This window comes from Paenibacillus sp. BJ-4 (assembly GCF_020404765.1).
GTDB lineage: Bacteria > Bacillota > Bacilli > Paenibacillales > Paenibacillaceae > Paenibacillus.
The window spans coordinates 72,957-89,259 of sequence record NZ_JAIVEM010000097.1 but is presented as its reverse complement, the minus strand read 5'-3'; the positions used below and the strand labels follow the sequence as shown (position 1 = coordinate 89,259).

The 16,303-nt window shown below is 46.7% G+C and carries 21 protein-coding genes, 1 pseudogene and 1 riboswitch; of the genes and pseudogenes, 8 read left to right on the top strand and 14 right to left on the bottom strand.

Annotated features, from left to right (window positions below; all coding sequences use genetic code 11):
- The first annotated feature begins 51 nt into the window (after positions 1 to 51).
- The 3 genes from LCF57_RS17020 (at position 52) to LCF57_RS17010 (ending at position 2,053) form a co-directional block, all read left to right on the top strand.
- Entirely contained in the window at positions 52 to 297 is a 246-nt protein-coding gene (locus LCF57_RS17020) for a hypothetical protein (RefSeq protein WP_226001749.1), read from the top strand.
- Positions 298 to 538: 241 nt separating this feature from the next.
- A complete protein-coding gene (locus LCF57_RS17015) occupies positions 539 to 1,198 on the top strand; it encodes a futalosine hydrolase (RefSeq protein WP_226001881.1) in 660 nt (219 codons plus the stop codon).
- Positions 1,199 to 2,053, top strand: a complete 855-nt coding sequence (locus tag LCF57_RS17010) for a 1,4-dihydroxy-6-naphthoate synthase (protein WP_226001748.1) — start codon at positions 1,199 to 1,201, stop codon at positions 2,051 to 2,053.
- A 111-nt stretch (positions 2,054 to 2,164) separates the two neighbouring features.
- Here LCF57_RS17010 and LCF57_RS17005 read toward each other — a convergent pair whose 3' ends face one another.
- The 5 genes from LCF57_RS17005 to LCF57_RS16985 form a co-directional block, all read right to left on the bottom strand.
- Positions 2,165 to 2,485 carry a hypothetical protein gene (locus LCF57_RS17005; protein WP_025720069.1) on the bottom strand — a complete coding sequence of 107 codons (321 nt, stop codon included), beginning with the start codon at positions 2,483 to 2,485 and terminating at the stop codon, positions 2,165 to 2,167.
- 311 nt (positions 2,486 to 2,796) lie between these two features.
- Positions 2,797 to 3,087: a hypothetical protein gene (locus LCF57_RS17000; RefSeq protein ID WP_226001747.1), complete on the bottom strand. Its 291-nt coding sequence runs from the start codon at positions 3,085 to 3,087 to the stop codon at positions 2,797 to 2,799.
- A 62-nt stretch (positions 3,088 to 3,149) separates the two neighbouring features.
- Positions 3,150 to 3,494, bottom strand: coding sequence for a YkvA family protein (locus LCF57_RS16995; protein ID WP_226001746.1), 345 nt, complete (start codon positions 3,492 to 3,494; stop codon positions 3,150 to 3,152).
- A 9-nt stretch (positions 3,495 to 3,503) separates the two neighbouring features.
- On the bottom strand, positions 3,504 to 3,794 hold the full coding sequence (locus LCF57_RS16990; RefSeq protein ID WP_226001745.1) for a hypothetical protein: 291 nt from the start codon (positions 3,792 to 3,794) through the stop codon (positions 3,504 to 3,506).
- A 65-nt stretch (positions 3,795 to 3,859) separates the two neighbouring features.
- Entirely contained in the window at positions 3,860 to 4,789 is a 930-nt protein-coding gene (locus LCF57_RS16985; protein WP_226001744.1) for a DMT family transporter, read from the bottom strand.
- 148 nt (positions 4,790 to 4,937) lie between these two features.
- On the opposite strand from LCF57_RS16985, the gene LCF57_RS16980 reads away from it, so the two are divergent.
- Together LCF57_RS16980 and LCF57_RS16975 are read left to right on the top strand one after the other, a co-directional pair.
- A complete protein-coding gene (locus LCF57_RS16980) occupies positions 4,938 to 5,807 on the top strand; it encodes a LysR family transcriptional regulator (protein ID WP_226001743.1) in 870 nt (289 codons plus the stop codon).
- A gap of 48 nt (positions 5,808 to 5,855) precedes the next feature.
- Positions 5,856 to 6,128, top strand: a complete 273-nt coding sequence (locus tag LCF57_RS16975) for a nuclear transport factor 2 family protein (protein ID WP_226001742.1) — start codon at positions 5,856 to 5,858, stop codon at positions 6,126 to 6,128.
- A gap of 338 nt (positions 6,129 to 6,466) precedes the next feature.
- Here the strand turns inward: LCF57_RS16975 and LCF57_RS27610 are convergent, their stop codons facing one another.
- From LCF57_RS27610 to LCF57_RS16965, 3 genes and pseudogenes are all read right to left on the bottom strand, one after another.
- The gene (locus tag LCF57_RS27610; RefSeq protein ID WP_264083662.1) at positions 6,467 to 6,595 is read right to left on the bottom strand and encodes a hypothetical protein; all 129 of its coding nucleotides are present in this window, start codon (positions 6,593 to 6,595) and stop codon (positions 6,467 to 6,469) included.
- A gap of 131 nt (positions 6,596 to 6,726) precedes the next feature.
- Positions 6,727 to 7,088: pseudogene (locus tag LCF57_RS16970) on the bottom strand (hypothetical protein).
- A 559-nt stretch (positions 7,089 to 7,647) separates the two neighbouring features.
- Complete coding sequence (locus LCF57_RS16965; protein ID WP_007431955.1) at positions 7,648 to 8,007, bottom strand: HesB/IscA family protein; 360 nt, start codon at positions 8,005 to 8,007, stop codon at positions 7,648 to 7,650.
- Positions 8,008 to 8,380: 373 nt separating this feature from the next.
- Here LCF57_RS16965 and mqnE point away from each other — a divergent pair, with 373 nt between their 5' ends.
- Entirely contained in the window at positions 8,381 to 9,487 is a 1,107-nt protein-coding gene (mqnE, locus tag LCF57_RS16960) for an aminofutalosine synthase MqnE (RefSeq protein WP_226001741.1), read from the top strand.
- A gap of 309 nt (positions 9,488 to 9,796) precedes the next feature.
- Positions 9,797 to 10,864 carry an NAD(P)/FAD-dependent oxidoreductase gene (locus tag LCF57_RS16955; RefSeq protein WP_226001740.1) on the top strand — a complete coding sequence of 356 codons (1,068 nt, stop codon included), beginning with the start codon at positions 9,797 to 9,799 and terminating at the stop codon, positions 10,862 to 10,864.
- Between the two features lie 56 nt (positions 10,865 to 10,920).
- Here LCF57_RS16955 and LCF57_RS16950 read toward each other — a convergent pair whose 3' ends face one another.
- On the bottom strand, positions 10,921 to 11,178 hold the full coding sequence (locus LCF57_RS16950; protein WP_010346654.1) for a YuzB family protein: 258 nt from the start codon (positions 11,176 to 11,178) through the stop codon (positions 10,921 to 10,923).
- An 87-nt stretch (positions 11,179 to 11,265) separates the two neighbouring features.
- On the opposite strand from LCF57_RS16950, the gene LCF57_RS16945 reads away from it, so the two are divergent.
- A complete protein-coding gene (locus LCF57_RS16945) occupies positions 11,266 to 11,511 on the top strand; it encodes a NifU family protein (RefSeq protein WP_013311836.1) in 246 nt (81 codons plus the stop codon).
- 92 nt (positions 11,512 to 11,603) lie between these two features.
- Here the strand turns inward: LCF57_RS16945 and LCF57_RS16940 are convergent, their stop codons facing one another.
- From LCF57_RS16940 to LCF57_RS16920, 5 genes are all read right to left on the bottom strand, one after another.
- A complete protein-coding gene (locus tag LCF57_RS16940; RefSeq protein WP_226001739.1) occupies positions 11,604 to 12,368 on the bottom strand; it encodes an SDR family oxidoreductase in 765 nt (254 codons plus the stop codon).
- A gap of 145 nt (positions 12,369 to 12,513) precedes the next feature.
- Positions 12,514 to 13,356: a MetQ/NlpA family ABC transporter substrate-binding protein gene (locus LCF57_RS16935; protein ID WP_226001738.1), complete on the bottom strand. Its 843-nt coding sequence runs from the start codon at positions 13,354 to 13,356 to the stop codon at positions 12,514 to 12,516.
- 74 nt (positions 13,357 to 13,430) lie between these two features.
- The gene (locus tag LCF57_RS16930; protein WP_226001737.1) at positions 13,431 to 14,099 is read right to left on the bottom strand and encodes a methionine ABC transporter permease; all 669 of its coding nucleotides are present in this window, start codon (positions 14,097 to 14,099) and stop codon (positions 13,431 to 13,433) included.
- Positions 14,096 to 15,118 carry a methionine ABC transporter ATP-binding protein gene (locus LCF57_RS16925; RefSeq protein ID WP_226001736.1) on the bottom strand — a complete coding sequence of 341 codons (1,023 nt, stop codon included), beginning with the start codon at positions 15,116 to 15,118 and terminating at the stop codon, positions 14,096 to 14,098. Before LCF57_RS16925 ends, LCF57_RS16930 begins: the two co-directional genes overlap by 4 nt.
- A 149-nt stretch (positions 15,119 to 15,267) precedes the next feature.
- A riboswitch (SAM riboswitch) is annotated at positions 15,268 to 15,407 on the bottom strand.
- Positions 15,408 to 15,538: 131 nt separating this feature from the next.
- Entirely contained in the window at positions 15,539 to 16,258 is a 720-nt protein-coding gene (locus tag LCF57_RS16920; protein WP_226001735.1) for a Cthe_2314 family HEPN domain-containing protein, read from the bottom strand.
- Positions 16,259 to 16,303: the final 45 nt, after the last annotated feature.

The window sequence follows — 16,303 nt, the reverse complement described above, 5'->3', positions numbered from 1 at the left end:
ACACTCAATTGCTGATTTTTAAATGGCATCATATAGGGAGGATTTTTCGTTATGGAACCCAGGAAAACGCCACGCGTACTGCAAAAAAACATCGAATTTTTCACCGCAGCGCTGTCTCAGCACCTCGTTTCGGTCTGGCAAGAGGACCCTACGGGCGTATATTGCGAGATCGGCTGTGGATATATCGAGTTGTTCAGCAGCGAGATGATTCGAGTGCGCAATCAGGATGGGACCCCAAGCCATTATGACCGCAATATTACGATGTTTCAGCTGATCACGAAGGATCAACCGATATAATTATTATATGCTATGACCACGCTGTTCTTCCAGATTAGAATTGTTTTTATCTTACAGATAATGCATCTTCACAGGTCAATCATTTAACCAGCTGTGCTGCTGGCTTTTATATCTGCTGAAGCTTGAAATTTCACCTAAAAAGCGCCAAAGAGCGCTTTTTTTGTCGACTTTTTTTGAACATCGCTTCAAAAAGCAGTATGATAAGGGAGCATATTACCTGAATTTAAAGGGGAATCAACCGATGGAGCATACAACATCAGATGGACGCATCCTGGTCATGACCGCGGTTGAAGGCGAACGGGAAGCCGTGCTGCGCGGCTTGAAAGGCGATACTCGCTTTGCGGTCGAGCTGGCCGGTGTGGGCGCTCCGTCCGCAGCGGCTTCAACCGCACTGGCGCTGGCTGCTGGCGACTTTCGCCTGGTCATCAGCGCCGGAATTGGTGGCGGCTTCGTTGAGTCCGCCGCGCTGGAGAGCGTCGTCGTTGCGGACGCTATTATCGCCGCCGACCTGGGGGCCGAGACAGCTGAAGGCTTCAGCAGTGTGGACGAGTTGGGCTTCGGCTCCAGCCGAATCGCCGTGAACACTGCCGCCAGCCAGCGGATCGTGCAGGCACTGCGCGCCGCCGGACAGATAGCTGTCGCCGGGCCGATCCTGACCGTCACGACGGCCACAGGCACGTCGGCAACCGCGGAACAGCTGGCTAAGCGTGTTCCCGGAGCCGCTGCCGAAGCGATGGAGGGCTACGGCGTAGCTGTGGCAGCGAACAAGCTGGGGCTGCCTGTGATGGAAATCCGCACGATTTCCAATGCCGTCGGTCCACGTGACCGGGCAGCCTGGCGAATCAAAGAGGCTTTACAAGCATTGGAAGCCGCATTTTCTACATTAACGGAGGTTATATAGATGCAAATTGCTTTTTCACCTTGTCCCAATGACACCTTTGTCTTTCATGCTCTGGCGCATGGGTTGATTCCGGGCGCACCCGCGCTGGACATTACCTTTGCCGATATCGACATCACCAACAATCTGGCGATCACACCAGATGGACTGGATATTATGAAAATCTCGTATGCCGCACTCCCTTGGGTGCTGGACGAATATGCTTTGCTGCCTTGTGGTGGCGCACTGGGTCGGGGCTGTGGGCCGCTCGTGCTGACCAAAGAAGGCTCCACGTTGGAAGGCCCGAAAGCCTTGTCTGGCAAGCGCGTAGCTGTACCAAGTGAGCGTTCCACCGCCTACCTGTTATTCCGCCTGTGGGCAGCCAAGCATGTGCCGGGGGGTGTAGGCGAGATCGTCGTAATGCCGTTTGACCAAATCATGCCTGCTGTCCGTGACGGGCATATGGATGCCGGACTGGTTATTCATGAAGCACGCTTTACATATCCGTCTTACGGACTCAGCAAGCAAGTCGATCTGGGCAACTGGTGGGAAGAAGATACAGGACTCCCGATCCCGCTCGGAGCGATTATTGCCCGTCGTCATCTGAATTTGGATGCTATTACAGACTGGATACGCGCCTCTGTCGAGTACGCATGGAAGCATCCTGAAGCTTCCCGTGAATATGTATTGTCCCATGCACAGGAGCTTTCACCGGATGTCGTCCAGTCGCATATCGACCTGTATGTGAACGATTTTACCGCCAATCTGGGCGATAGCGGGTATGCCGCCATCGAAGCCTTGCTCGGACGTGCCGCACAGGAAGGGCTGGTGCCTTCGTTTGATTTGGCCAAGCTGCGCCTTGCCTCCACAATCCGCTAAAACCTATAAAACCTCCCGAACGAGCACATGCCTATTCATGCGCCCAGTTCGGGAGGTTTTATCATTTCTTCGTATGACGAATTCTCATTTTAGACTCGCATGAGTCCTGTCTTAGTTCTGTTCTTGCTCCACGACCTCGGTCTTAAATACATTATCCAGCTTGGTACCCAGTCTTTTCACCAACGGTACCTTGATATCCCGGCTCAGTTCCTTGAAAAAAGCGTCCATATCACAATTAATCTTATCCAACACAACCTTCACGGTGCCCTCTGCCAAGATCTGCTCATTCAGTTCTTCCGGTACCGTAACCGAGATATCATACTTCTTGCTTAGCGTTTTAATGTAGCGGGTAAAGATTTCGATAAGCTCCTCATTGTTGAAGTTCTCAACAGCAACTTGCCCTTTGTTCGTAAATTTCAAATTCACTCTCACGTTAGCATTTCCCCTTTTCCTTTTGACCATTTATTTTGGATAAACGTTGAACCGTACAGCGGCTCTTCAAAGAAAGGGCCTTACCGATCGTTTTAGACTCTTGTCCTTTGATATACTAAGTATAACACATTAAGTCCGTTTTCATTTCCCAACTTGTCGTTTTATGATAAAAAATGATACATTTTGAGCATTTTCAACATAAATTATTTCTTTTCATTCCAATTACTAGTAGATAATCATGCAAAATATACAAGAAACGCCTATCTTGCAATAGAAAGACGTTTCCTTATAGCAGCTTATGTAGCATAAATTCACAGCGGTTTTGTACATTCCCAACCGTGTGAACGATACTCACGCACAGCATCTCGTATATCCTCAATATCATCCGTATGCAGTAAAACGGAAGGTAAAATGACCCAATATTCATTTTCTGCCAGATCAATAAATACGTCCTCGACATCATAATACTGCATGTCTCCAAAAGCCGTATCTCTGATTTTCTGTCCAACCAAAGGCGTATACTGGGAATCAAATGTTTTCATCACCTTCGTGTATTCCTTCACGCCCGTTGCTGCGATCTGTTGTGAAATAATGACGCTCAATGCTGCTACCTCCCTGACCTAATAATGCTCATTATAACCTGCCCTCAGACCTTCTACAAAACCTATGAAAAAAATTCGCTCGCCTTCTCGCGGTGGGCTGGCTTAATATGCATATCCAACACTTTTAAGGCTGCTAACACAACACCCGTATCATCCGTGAATCCCAGCATCGGAATAACATCCGATATCGCATCTAATGGTGAAATAAAATACGCCAAGGCTCCGAAAGCTACTCCTTTGGCATAAAGTGGCGTTTCGGGATCTATCGCACAATAGTACATAGCCACTGCATCCTTCACAAAAGGAACCTTTCCGGCCGTGGACTTCACCTTTTTGAAAAATCCCTTTTTCACCTGTTCTTCCTGTTTCGGGTCATACTTGGCTTTCGTTACGTCAAAATCCTTCATAGGCTCCTCCTATTGCTGGCTGGTAAGCTTGAAAATGCCACCTTCCCGCTTCCCAAGCAGATAATTTTGGACCGTCATTTCCACCTTCGTATTCTTATCCCATACAGGGAGCTTATCCGATTTACCGTACTCTTTCATAGCTATGTTTATGACTTTTTCCGCCTTCTTCGTCAAAGTAGCAGAAGCCATATTATATTTACCATAACCTTGATAAGCACCGCCAAAACCAAGATTGGGTTGATTATTCACATTTAAAAGCACACCCTGCAACGTACCATTCTCTGCTACATCAAAGGTCACTATATAGTCATATTTTACTATGACCCCCTTTGATATTCTAGTATATTTTTCCTGATTCTGTACTCCTATGCATTTGGACAGGATTTCGCTTCATCAGCCTTTAAGCTTCGGTTCCCCCGTTTTCCGGGTGAAGCTGTATTTACCAGGGACACACTGCCTGCAATCAGCACCAGCCCGGCAACAAACGTCAAAGTAAGTGATTCCTTGAGCATCACCATACTAAAGATCGTGGACAGCACCGGGATCAAAAACGTATATGAGCCGACGGTTCCCGCATCTCCATTGTCAATCAGTTTAAAATAAATCATCCAGCCCATCGCAATCACGAATATCGAAATAAACAATAAAATCGCGATAAAGGAGTTTGTCCAGTGGATATCACTCCACTTCTCTGTCGCAAATCCAACCCCATTAAGCATGATGCCCCCCAGAATGAGCTGCATCGTCACGGCCCAAATGGAATCCAGCTGCTTGCTTTTTTTCTTCATATAAATCGTTCCCAGCGCCCAGCACAATCCTGAGGCCAGCCCCAACACAATGCCCAATACAGACAAATGACCTGCCATCCCGCCAGAGCTAATCACGATCACCCCGCCAAATCCAAGAACCAGCCCGATCACCTTCATAGGAAACATACGCTCACCCAACCATAGCCAGGAGAATAACCCCAACAAGATCGGCTGGAGGAATACTAAAGTGGAAAATAGCCCGGCAGGCAAATAACGCAATCCCACCGTCTGCAAACCATAGTAGCCAGCAATATTCAATATTGCCAGAACGACATACGTCCATCCATTTTGTCTAAAACGCAAGGTTTCCCGGTGACGCAAAGCGAATATCAGCAAAATCAAGCCGCCCAGCAAGGTGCGAATTCCCGAAAAGAACAGCGGCGGTGTATCTGGCAAGGCCAGCTTGGTCAACGGCCAGTTGATCCCCCATACCATCACTAATATCAATACAAGCCACAGTGTAGCTTTGGGTGTTAACTTTTTCATAGATGTCTTCTCTCCTCTGGCATTTTCGTCGTTCTTTGCTTACTACTATAGGCATAAGCCCGTTTGCAAAGCTTCACTTTACTAGCGTATACTGTGAGCACCAATAAATAAAATGAATGTTTTCGATAAGGGAGATAACTTTTCACTTATGACAATTACCCAGATCATGATCTTTGTCCGCGTAGCTGAAACGCTAAATTTCACCCAAACTGCTCACGAGCTGCATATGACGCAACCCGCAGTCAGCCATGCTATCGCCAGTATCGAAAACGAGCTGGATGTTCAGCTATTGCTGCGTGATCGCAAAAAAGGCGTACTCCTAACCAATATCGGGCACAAGGTACTACTGCAATTCCGCATGATGCTGCAAAGCATGGAAAAGGTACAGCAGCAGGTGGCTGCTGAAAAAGGGCTGGACGTTGGCACGATCACCATCGGCGCCTTTCCCTCGGCCTCAGCCTATTTTCTGCCTCCCATTATCCAGCATATTCGCCAGCACTATCCCAACCTTGTTTTTGATCTGCACGAAGGCTCCACGAATGAGGTCAAAGAATGGGTGCATACCCGAGAAATCGAAGCCGGGATCATCCTGCTGCCCGATCCACAAGTGGACGTAATCCATCTATGTCAGGACAATATGGTCATCCTCCTGCCGGACGGTCATCCTTTGGAAGTGCACGACAAAATAGCTATTCGAGACTTGAATCAGCAGGATATGATCTTTTGCAAGGGCGGACATGAGGTTGCCATTATGGAGGGTTTTGAACGTGAACAAAGCCAGTTGCAGGCACAATTCATTACTCACAATGTCAGCACCTTGGTCAGCATGGTCCGACAGGGACTAGGTATGGGTATTGTCTCTTCACTCGCCTTGTCCACGTTCCCTCATGATCTGACCGTCAAGGAAACCACGCCATTGATTACACGCGAGATTGGTATCGCTGTGCCATCTCTGTCTAATGCTTCTTTGGCCGTACAGTTATTTGTGCGCACTGCGCAGGAGCTATTTACGGATTGATACTTAAAATCTTACGAAAAAAATAATTTTTAGGAGGTCACTTTTTATGTGCAGAACAATCAAATCATTGAATACGAGGAAAAACTGCGTAAGGCCATGTTGGCTAGTGATGTGAAGATGCTGGATGAACTGATCCATGATAATCTAATATTTGTCAATCACTTTGGACAGATGCTGAACAAAGAAGCAGATTTAGAAGCGCATCGCTCAGGCGTTTTACATTTTACGGATATACAAGTCATGGATCAAAAAGTGATTCCGCTGGATGGAACCGCCGTAACTATAACGCGAGTTTCTCTACAAGGAACGGTGGGTAGCTAACCCATTGAAGATGAAATGTGTTATACCGTGTTTGGCAAGAATTTGATGGAGCGCTGAAGATTATTTCAGGTCATTGTAGTTCGGTAAAATAGTAACTTTTTCACGTCGCCTGTAAAAATAAACAAATGGAAGGCTCATCCATTTGTAGAAATAGGAATAGCGCTATGCTATACTATAAACAGAAGTTGTATCACGTGTCATATAACATATGATATGTGGGTAAAATGAGAATAGCCGCGATGGTTGCACATCGCGACTATCTAACAAAAGCCGGTGGGCGACCACGGCGAGGATTTCATACTAGGTACGAAAAACCACCGGATAGCTAGGCGCCTAACCTATTCCCGGTGGTTTTTCTTGTCTTTACGTGATTGTTTCCAGGCTTGAACCAAAGCCTTCAGACCAGTAGTAATACTGACCAACTTTAGCACAACGTCAAGAATCTTCACGATTAGATCAAATGACACGGCGTCACCCCCTCTCGGGCTAGCTTCGCCGCATCTTCCCCACCGGTTATTTTGTCCAAATCATTATAGCATAAATGGGAAAATTGGAATATAGAGTAGGAATAGCGAGAAGAAATACTAGTCGTGAAGTGTCACTTTGTTTTAATAAGGTCAAGTTCAATGTGACTTCGATCGTGCAACCATAGCAGTTCATCCAGTAAAAACGTTAATCCATCCTTTCTGCGTAAACGCTCGATCAACTCTGTAACGACTTCCATAATCTCACGTTGCACATTCTTTGCCAGTTGGAGGCCCCCACTTTCTCCATCCACATAAAGATGTGGATGATCCGCCGTTCTACCTTACGTACATGCCGCAGTCACAATATCCCTTTTTCAAGATAAAAGAAATAGCTACGTCCATACAAGACTCCCTCAAATAATTCATACATATGAGGATCATCATCAGGTCCATAGACCATGGCAACTCGCTTTAATTCAACTGGATTGTTCATATATAAAATTACTCCCTCCGCACTCAATTTCAAAAGTAGCTCCTATACCGACATTTTAGTGAGGTAAAACTCAAATTAAATAATGTGAACTTTTTGTTCGATAAGTGCTAAGTGATCGTGCTAAAATGTAATTTATGTATAAGGAATCGTACATCAAATACGTTTGTATATATTTCCTTACAAAGTTCATGTTACGTCAGCCTCTATGTATTAATGTGCTACTTATTCTATATGTGAATTCTCATAGTCGGGACGGGGAGTGATAAAATGCGCTTTCTGAAAGCTTTTTCCTCAAAACAAAATATAAATAGCTCAGTTCTGTTTTTTGCATTTTTAATTTCATACAGTGTTTATTTTGAGATGGAAATTAAGCCCTTAACCATTTTCATTTTTACATTCGTATTCTCCCTTTTTAATGCTTTTAGTACATTTGTTCAATCCATACGGAGTAATCATGATTTTAAATAAAGTGGGTATCCACACACTAAAAAGACCTCCATAGCGGTATAGTACTTGACTATACCGCTATGGAGGTCAGATCATCAATGAAAAAGTCTAATTAACAAGGCTCCTCGCTCGGCTTCCCTGCATCGTCACGTGTACGGAAACTTGAACCGCAGCCGCATGTAGCTACAGCATTTGGATTATGAATCGTAAAGCCGCCTGACATGCCGGACTCTTCGAAGTCAATTTCCAGTCCGTCCAGGTAGCGAATGCTTTCTTTTTCCACTACGACTTTCATATCCTGTACGTTCATATATATATCCTGATCTGTCTCATTGTCGTCAAAGCCCATGGCGTACGAAAATCCGGTACATCCACCTGGCGTAACACCCAGACGCAAAAACATATTCGGCGTTTCCTGCTGCTCCAGCATTTCTTTCAAGCGTTCAGCAGCGGAATCGGTGATGTTAATCATGGCTCCATCCTCCTCTTTTACTTCATATTCTCCTTCAGTATACTCCACTATTTGCAGGTGCTCAAGTCATGGAATGTCCTTCCCCTACGGGATAAAAGACCTGTTTTTATACTCATTTGTATTGATCACCTGTGTGGTGAGGTTTATAATAGGTGAAGAGTGTGTAAAAGAAACTGTCGGAAATTTGTCATTTCAATGGCGATGTTTTGAGACATTCATCATTGTAGCCTGGCATTGTAATATTTTTCACATATCATATATCCGCGCTGCCGGGTTCGTACCGACGGAACGGGACATCCTGTGTGCATCAAGCGCTTACACCGCCGATCAAAGCGGACAGCCTCGCACAGAGCAACTTGAAGGAGGAATGGGCATGTCCACATTAGTTACACCCTTTACAGACCGCAGAATGGCGGAGATTGTAGAAAAGGTACAGAACGGTATTCGTTTGAACCTTGAAGACGGTATATATTTGTATGAAACTGACGATATTCTCACACTGGGTCAGTTGGCTAACGAAGCTAATTTACGAAAAAACGGAAAAAAGGTTTATTTTATTGAAAACATGAGCCTGTACTTCACCAATGTATGCGAAGCGCGCTGCGCGTTCTGCAATTTCCGCAAGGATCAGGGGGAGGACGGCTCTTATACGTTGTCCGGGCAGGAAATGATTGATTATGTAGAGCAACACATCCATCCCGGCGTAAGAGAATTCCATATCGTCGGCGGTCATAATAATCATGTGCCTTTCCAATACTATGTAGACTCATTAAAGTCGCTGAATGAAAAGTATCCCCACGTTACACTGAAAGCTTATACTGCAGCGGAAATTGACTTTTTCACACGCATAAGCGGCTTGAGTATTAAAGAAGTGCTTCAGGAGCTGCAAAAGGCTGGACTTCAATCCTTGACTGGTGGTGGCGCGGAAATCTTGTCCGACGAATATCGGAAGAAGATGCGTGTTACGAAAGCCAATGTGGACCGATATCTCGAAGTACATCGCACGGCCCACAATCTCGGCATGAAAACTCATACGACCATGCTGTACGGTTCGGTCGAATCCTATCAGGATCGTATTGAGCATATGCTGCAAATTCGTGAATTGCAGGACGAAACGAATGGATTTATGGTATTTATTCCACTGTCCATGCAGCCGAAAAGCAAAAACGCCAACATCATGCGTCGCAACTCCGCTTACGAGGATCTCAAAACCATTGCGATCAGCCGCCTGATGCTGGACAATATCGATCATGTCAAAGCCTACTTCATTAATATTGGCCCGCAATTGACGCAGGTCGCGCTTACGTTCGGCGCCTCGGACGTCCATGGCACGATTGTGCGCGAGCAAATCAGCCATGCCGCTGGTGCATTGACTCCAGCCGGTTTGACCCGTAAAGAGCTGATTTGGCTGGTCAAAGGTGCAGGACGCATCCCGGTAGAGCGGGATACCTTTTATAACGAAATCGAAGTTTTCGAGTAGAAGTTTCCAAGTACATGTCATTTTGAATTCAAATTTTCCGCGAGCATTTTATCCCCATTACTCACACCATGCAGCGTCAAGCTGCCTCGGAATACTCAGGTCTGCCTGCCACAGGCGGACCTGACTCCGGGTTTTACAACAATGATAAACTTGTGTCTGATCGAAGCATCAAATTCGTATGTCGCCGGAATAAGACGTTAATTGACTTTCATATCACCAATCTTTATACGACGAGAAGACGAAAATGCTTTCTGATGAGGCTCCAGACCATTTGCCGGGGACACGGCAGCGAAAGGACGGCGGATTTTGATGAAAAATTTCGTTATTCTGGGGGGCGGCTACGGCGGCCTTACCATTGCCAAAGAATTGCTGGACAAACACATTCCCGACGATGTTCAACTTATTTTAGTGGACCGGATGCCCTTTCAGGGATTGAAAACAGAATACTACGCTCTCGCGGCGGGGACGGTATCTGATTTTGATTTGCGAGTGCATTTTCCCGATGAGCAGCGTCTGATCCGAAAATACGGGGAAGTCACCTCAATGGATTTGGAGAATAAAATCGTCCATTTTCAGGATGGCGAACCTTTGCTCTATGATCAGCTTGTGATTGCGCTGGGCTGTACGGACCGTTTTCACAATACACCAGGGGCTGAAGAGTATAGCTGCACGATCCAGTCATTTAACCATACCCGTCAAACGTATTTGCGCTTGAATGAAATCAAGCCTTATGGACATGTTCATATTGTAGGCGGCGGTCTGAGCGGTGTTGAAATTGCTGCGGAGTTACGTGAAAGCCGTTCGGATTTAAACATTACCATTATGGATCGGGGCGAGCGGGTGCTGTCGGCATTTCCGCAACGTTTGTCTGCCTATGTACATGCGTGGTTCAAGGAGCATCAAGTAAATGCACTCAACCATGTTGCGGTTTCCCGTATTGAACCGGGCGCTATCTACAACCATGACGAGCAGATTGTAACCGATGCAGTTGTATGGACCGCCGGGATTCAACCGGTGAAAATTGTGCAGGATTTAGCTGTTCCTAAAGACCCTCAGGGTCGCATCGTGCTCAACGAATATTATCAGATACCGGATCATCCAGAGGTGTACGTGGTTGGAGATTGTGCCAGTCTTCCCTACTCGCCAAGCGCCCAGGCGGCGGAGGTGCAGGGAGAGCAGATTGCACACATTGTACGCGACCTGTGGAAGGGCCAAACGCCTCACCCCCATCCTCTGAAGCTGCGCGGCACATTAGGCGCGCTTGGCAAGAAGGCGGGGTTCGGCTATGGCTTTATGGGCAGCACCTCGTTACGTGGACGAGTACCGCGCTTGCTTAAAAGCGGTGTGCTCTGGAAGTCCAAACGCCATTTTGGCTGACCTAATGTCTATATAATCACAAGAAGACCCGCTCCCAGAGCAGGTCTTCTTGCATTTCAATCCAAATCAAGCTGATCCCATGCCTCGGCTTCCTTGATCTTGTTTATAATTACTTCATACAGCAGCTCTGCTGAATCTGCAGAAACAATCTCGCCGTTGACCATCGCATAGGGTTCGGCATTACACTGACCACAATTGCTAAGGCAGCCGTATTCGATTACATCATAATCCGGATTTTGCTCCAGCTTGGACATAATTTCATCGGTGCCAAAATGCATATTGCTGGTGCAAAATTCGATGATAGGTCTTAACATTTTTTCACCTGCTTTGGCTGACGGGCATTTTAATTTGGCCCGCTTTGTAATATAATAAGTAAGGTATAGGAAAGGAGTTGAATTCTAATGAGCGAAACACAAAGCGTTCAAATGTATGACGAAGTAGCAGATGTACTGGATAAGCTCCGTCCGTTCCTGCAACGCGATGGCGGCGACGTTGAGCTGGTTGACGTTGAAGACGGCATCGTTAAGCTGAAGCTGGTAGGCGCTTGCGGTAGTTGCCCAAGTTCCACAATCACGCTGAAAGCAGGGATTGAGCGCGCTCTTCTCGAAGAAGTCGACGGCGTCCAAGAAGTGGTACAAGTATTCTAATGCTTGTTGCATAATGATCATGAGAGTCTTGACTTCGGTAACGAAGCTCAAGACTCTTTTTTGTGTGCTACAACTGCTCTAGACTCTAGCTCTTAGATGGTCGGCCGAATCGGGTCCAGCCCTCCCGACACATCCATAATATTGCCTGTTATAAAATCCGAGTGTTCCTCACACAAATAGGCGATCACTCGCGCAATGTCCTCTCCACTCCCCGGACGTCCACGTGGTGTCTCTTTATCCTGCATGCCGATGACGTCGGCGATAGACATTTCCTTATTCGCTCCTCGGATATCCCCGGGACAAATCATATTTACCGTAATGCCATACGGAGCTTCCTCCACAGCCAGTGACTTTGTGAAAGACACCAGCCCCACCTTGGCGGCTGCATAGGCAGCACGATGCGGCCAAGCCCTCGCTTCTCCAGCATGACCAAAGCCAAAATGAATAATACGTCCCCATTGCCGACTACGCATATGAGGCAATACCAGATGATCCAGTAGCATTGTGCCGACCAGATTCCCCTGTATCATGGCATGAATCTCGGCTACACTGTAATCCGCAAACAGACGACGTTCCCGGATGAACGGTCCGGCATTGTTCACCATAATATCTACACCACCCAGCCGATCCTCGACCTCGCCGATCAGCCTCGTGATATCCTCCTGAATGGAGATATCTCCTTGTAAAGAAAGGCAGCGTACTCCCTTAGACTCGATCACACGCTTTAGCTCACCGGCTTCAGCTTGGCTATGCACATAATTCAGCGCAATATCACAGCCTTCATCAGCCAGACGTAGAGCGGTCATCTTGCCTAATCCTTTAGCACTGCCTGTTATGAGTGCGACTTTGTCTCTCAACAGTTTTCCTCCTCTTCACAGAGAACGGTCACCCCCAAGTATAAAATATTTAGGCTCCGCCTACAACTTCCAGACAAAAAGAACCCCAGTCCTCTTGTTCAAGAGATCTGGGGTTTGCGTTGTTCAACGTGCTTACGCTCCCTACTTAAAATGCCGGGATAATCGCGCCTTGGTATTTATCTTCAATGAATTTTTTAACTTCCGCTGATTGCAAAGCCTTCATCAGCTTTTGAATCGCTTCGGAATCTTTATTATCAGGACGTGCAACCAAAACGTTCGCATATGGGGAATCCTTGTCTTCCAGTGCCAATGCATCCTTGGTTGGATTCAGCTTCGCTTCCAGAGCATAGTTCGTGTTGATCAGTGCAATGTCCACTTCAGGCAACTGACGTGGCAGCATTGCCGCTTCCAAAGTCTTGAATTCCAGGTTTTTCGGGTTTTCAGTAATATCTTTTACGGTAGCTTCGATGCTGCTCTCGTCTTTCAGCTTGATCAGACCTTGTTTGGCTAACAGCAGCAATGCACGACCTCCATTGGTTGCATCGTTCGGAATAGCTACGGTTGCGCCATCTAGAATTTCATCAAGTTTTTTATATTTTTGGGAGTAGATACCGAATGGCTCCAGATGAACCGCACCTACAGACACCAGATTCATTTTACGCTCTTTGTTCATTACATTCAGGTAAGGTACATGTTGGTAGAAGTTTGCATCCAGCTGCTTGTCGAACAATTGTACGTTGGGTTGTACGTAATCGTTAAACTGAACGACTTGAAGACGAATACCCTCTTTTTCCAACTGAGGTTTGATCGATTCCAAAATTTCCGCATGCGGCACAGGAGAAGCGCCTACTTTCAGCTCAATTTCGCGAGGTGCACCGCCCGTATTTCCAGTTGTTTTTGATGCATCAGATGTCGTGCTCTTCGTGCCGCAAGCAGCCAGCACCGCAATTAATGTCAAGCTTAATACGGCCAATACCCATTTCTTCATGTTATTACCCCTCCAATAGTTTGTAATGTTCAGGATTCAGATGCCTGATCAATAAGGATATCTATATGGTTTCCCTATTTTCGAGTATAATGCCGTACCAGACGATCCCCTGCCATTTGCAGCAGTTGTACCAGTACGATCATCAGCACGACGGCAACGATCATTACAGCCGTTTCATAACGGTAATAACCGTAGTTGATAGCCAGCGTACCCAGACCACCGCCCCCGATCATACCGGACATCGCCGTATAGGATACGAGTGTAACGACGGTAATAGTTAATGCGGCGAGCAATCCCGGCAGTGCCTCACGCAACAGCACCCGGCGGATGATTTGCCCAGTTGAGGCGCCCATAGCTTGCGCGGCCTCAATGACGCCCTTGTCCACTTCACGCAGCGATGTTTCGACAAGACGTGCGAAGAAAGGGGCAGCCCCGATGACCAATGGCGGAATGGTACCCAGCACCCCGGTCGAGGTGCCTACCAACGATCGTGTAAAAGGAATAAGTGCAACGATCAAAATGATAAATGGTACAGAACGCAGAATGTTAACGATGAATGATAGTACAATGTATACCACCTTCATCAGAGTCAACGAAGAGCGACTCGCCAGAAACAATAGTATACCAAGTGGCAAGCCAATAATAAGGGTGAACAGCGCGGATGCCCCAAGCATCTGAAGGGTCTCCACCGTAGAATTCCATAGTTCTTCCCAACTCACTTGCGAAAAATCGAGTTCGCTCATTGTCCGATCACCTCCACATCAAGTCCTTGCCCGGACACTTCACGCAGCGTATGCTCAATATCCTCCTGATTTCCTTCAAAACGAACGATGAGCTGTCCATAGGGTACGTTTTTGATGGTGGAGATGGTTCCCTGCAAAATCGCAAAATCGACGCCGGTCTTACGGGCCGTACGCGAAAGAATCGCATCGTACGTTTTGCTGCCCAAGAAAGAAATTCGTACTACCTGCGCCGATTCGCCGCCACCCGCGGCCGCAATTGCTGCCTGCAATTCCTCGGCATGCTCAGACTCCCGTTGGATAAAGTCCTTGGTTACCTGGTGCTGTGGCTTCAAGAACACTTCCGCCACCGGACCCTGCTCCACAATGTCGCCCTGATGAATCACGCCGACTCGATCACATATGCTTTGAATGACATGCATTTCATGCGTAATCAGCACGATGGTCAAATCAAAGCGCTGATTAATATCCAATAGCAATTTGAGAATCGAACCTGTGGTCTGTGGATCAAGCGCTGAGGTAGCCTCGTCGCACAGCAATACATGAGGATCACTGGCAAGCGCCCGCGCAATACCTACCCGCTGCTTTTGTCCCCCTGAGAGCTGTGAAGGATATTTTCCACTGTGTTCTTCCAGACCCACCAGCTCCAGTAATTCTCGAACTTTCTTGTCCACCTGCTGCTTGGGCGTGTTCACCAGACGCAACGGAAATGCAATATTGTCATATACCGTCGCCGATGATAACAAATTAAAATGCTGAAAAATCATTCCGATTTTTCGGCGCTGCTTCTGTAACTGGGCTTGACTCACAGTGGTGAGATTCACGCCGTCCACCCATACTTCACCTGAAGTGGGACGTTCCAATAAATTAATACAGCGAATCAGTGTGCTCTTCCCTGCTCCGGAGTGACCAATAACTCCAAATATTTCTCCACGCTTTATAGAAAGATTCAACCCGGACAGCGCACTAACGCGTCGGTTCCCTTTGCCATAATGCTTGGTTAGTTGCTTAAGCTCTATCAATGTGCTGCGACCCCCTTCATTCTTCTTACCCTTTTAATCAGCTTTCATCTCTAGGATGTATAATCTCTCAATTTGTGTACACAAATTGAGCTATTTATACAAAAAGAGCCCCTTTCACAGAATGAAAAGGGCCCCGCTATGCGAACCTTTTCTCATCTGTCAAAAACGCTATAACTCTAGCGGTTTTGTAGGAATTAGCACCATCATGTCCCCTCCCGGTGTGTTATACCGGGAAAGAACGGGTTGCCGGGCTTCATCGGGCCAGTCCCTCCACCTCTCTGGATAAGAAAAATATGTTAAACTCCAGCTTTAGCTGTCCGTTAAGTTTGTATTTAAAATCATAATTCAAGCATTTTTCTGAAACTAGATTTCAGTATAGATAGTTTACATGGCTTTGTCAAAGGATATTTTCTAACATAATTATGGACGCACTGCACGGTTCTCCCATTGTTTCGCTGTATAAGAAAAAGCGTTTGATAGCGACCGGCACACCATTTCCAAGCCCTGCTGCAAATCCTCCAGATGATGATCCAGATCTTCCAGTTGTATCTTGCCGTACAAAGCACGATGCCGTTGCCAGAGATCATCCTGCATTTCCGTATTCATATAGTGTATCTCCGTATTTCGACGCTTACGCAGGCGATTGACGGCATCGGCGTATGTGTCCTTAATATCAATCAAATTATCGGTCAATACAGGATGCATTTTGAGATACTTGAGCTGCCGCAGCACGGTAAAATACGAATAATGCGCCTTATACTGCCCTGTTTTTAAATCATACAGATCATTCAGCCAGTTACCCAGCTTATCTAGAATGGAGAATACCCGCACAAACCCATCCTTATAAAAGAAAACATACAATGCATAGTCGGATTTTTCATCCTCGCTCATATCTTCAGCGTATCCGGCCTTCACTTTCATACGGAAAAAGGCGGCAGCATGATAGCTCTGCTCCAGCTCATCCAGAGAGGACATCAAACCGCGTGTCAAAATATCTGCTTTACGAAAATCGTGGGTCGGATCACCACTGGCTTGAATTTGCCGCTCCAGCAGATTTAACATGTCTGACATGCTATTCATGGCATCCAGCAGGACGCCTTTGCTCTCACGTGGCGGCTCGCCCAGCAGCTTGCGTATCATGCTCACGCCTCCTTATAAATGTAAAATCCGGTTGTTAGATTGATT

Coding starts and splice junctions, on each gene's coding strand:
- LCF57_RS17020 (WP_226001749.1), top strand. CDS start 52: ATGGAACCCAGGAAAACGCCACGCGTACTGCAAAAAAACATCGAATTT.
- LCF57_RS17015 (WP_226001881.1), top strand. CDS start 539: ATGGAGCATACAACATCAGATGGACGCATCCTGGTCATGACCGCGGTT.
- LCF57_RS17010 (WP_226001748.1), top strand. CDS start 1,199: ATGCAAATTGCTTTTTCACCTTGTCCCAATGACACCTTTGTCTTTCAT.
- LCF57_RS16995 (WP_226001746.1), bottom strand. CDS start 3,494: ATGAAGGATTTTGACGTAACGAAAGCCAAGTATGACCCGAAACAGGAA.
- LCF57_RS16985 (WP_226001744.1), bottom strand. CDS start 4,789: ATGAAAAAGTTAACACCCAAAGCTACACTGTGGCTTGTATTGATATTA.
- LCF57_RS16980 (WP_226001743.1), top strand. CDS start 4,938: ATGACAATTACCCAGATCATGATCTTTGTCCGCGTAGCTGAAACGCTA.
- LCF57_RS16965 (WP_007431955.1), bottom strand. CDS start 8,007: ATGATTAACATCACCGATTCCGCTGCTGAACGCTTGAAAGAAATGCTG.
- mqnE (WP_226001741.1), top strand. CDS start 8,381: ATGTCCACATTAGTTACACCCTTTACAGACCGCAGAATGGCGGAGATT.
- LCF57_RS16955 (WP_226001740.1), top strand. CDS start 9,797: ATGAAAAATTTCGTTATTCTGGGGGGCGGCTACGGCGGCCTTACCATT.
- LCF57_RS16950 (WP_010346654.1), bottom strand. CDS start 11,178: ATGTTAAGACCTATCATCGAATTTTGCACCAGCAATATGCATTTTGGC.
- LCF57_RS16945 (WP_013311836.1), top strand. CDS start 11,266: ATGAGCGAAACACAAAGCGTTCAAATGTATGACGAAGTAGCAGATGTA.
- LCF57_RS16935 (WP_226001738.1), bottom strand. CDS start 13,356: ATGAAGAAATGGGTATTGGCCGTATTAAGCTTGACATTAATTGCGGTG.
- LCF57_RS16930 (WP_226001737.1), bottom strand. CDS start 14,099: ATGAGCGAACTCGATTTTTCGCAAGTGAGTTGGGAAGAACTATGGAAT.
- LCF57_RS16920 (WP_226001735.1), bottom strand. CDS start 16,258: ATGATACGCAAGCTGCTGGGCGAGCCGCCACGTGAGAGCAAAGGCGTC.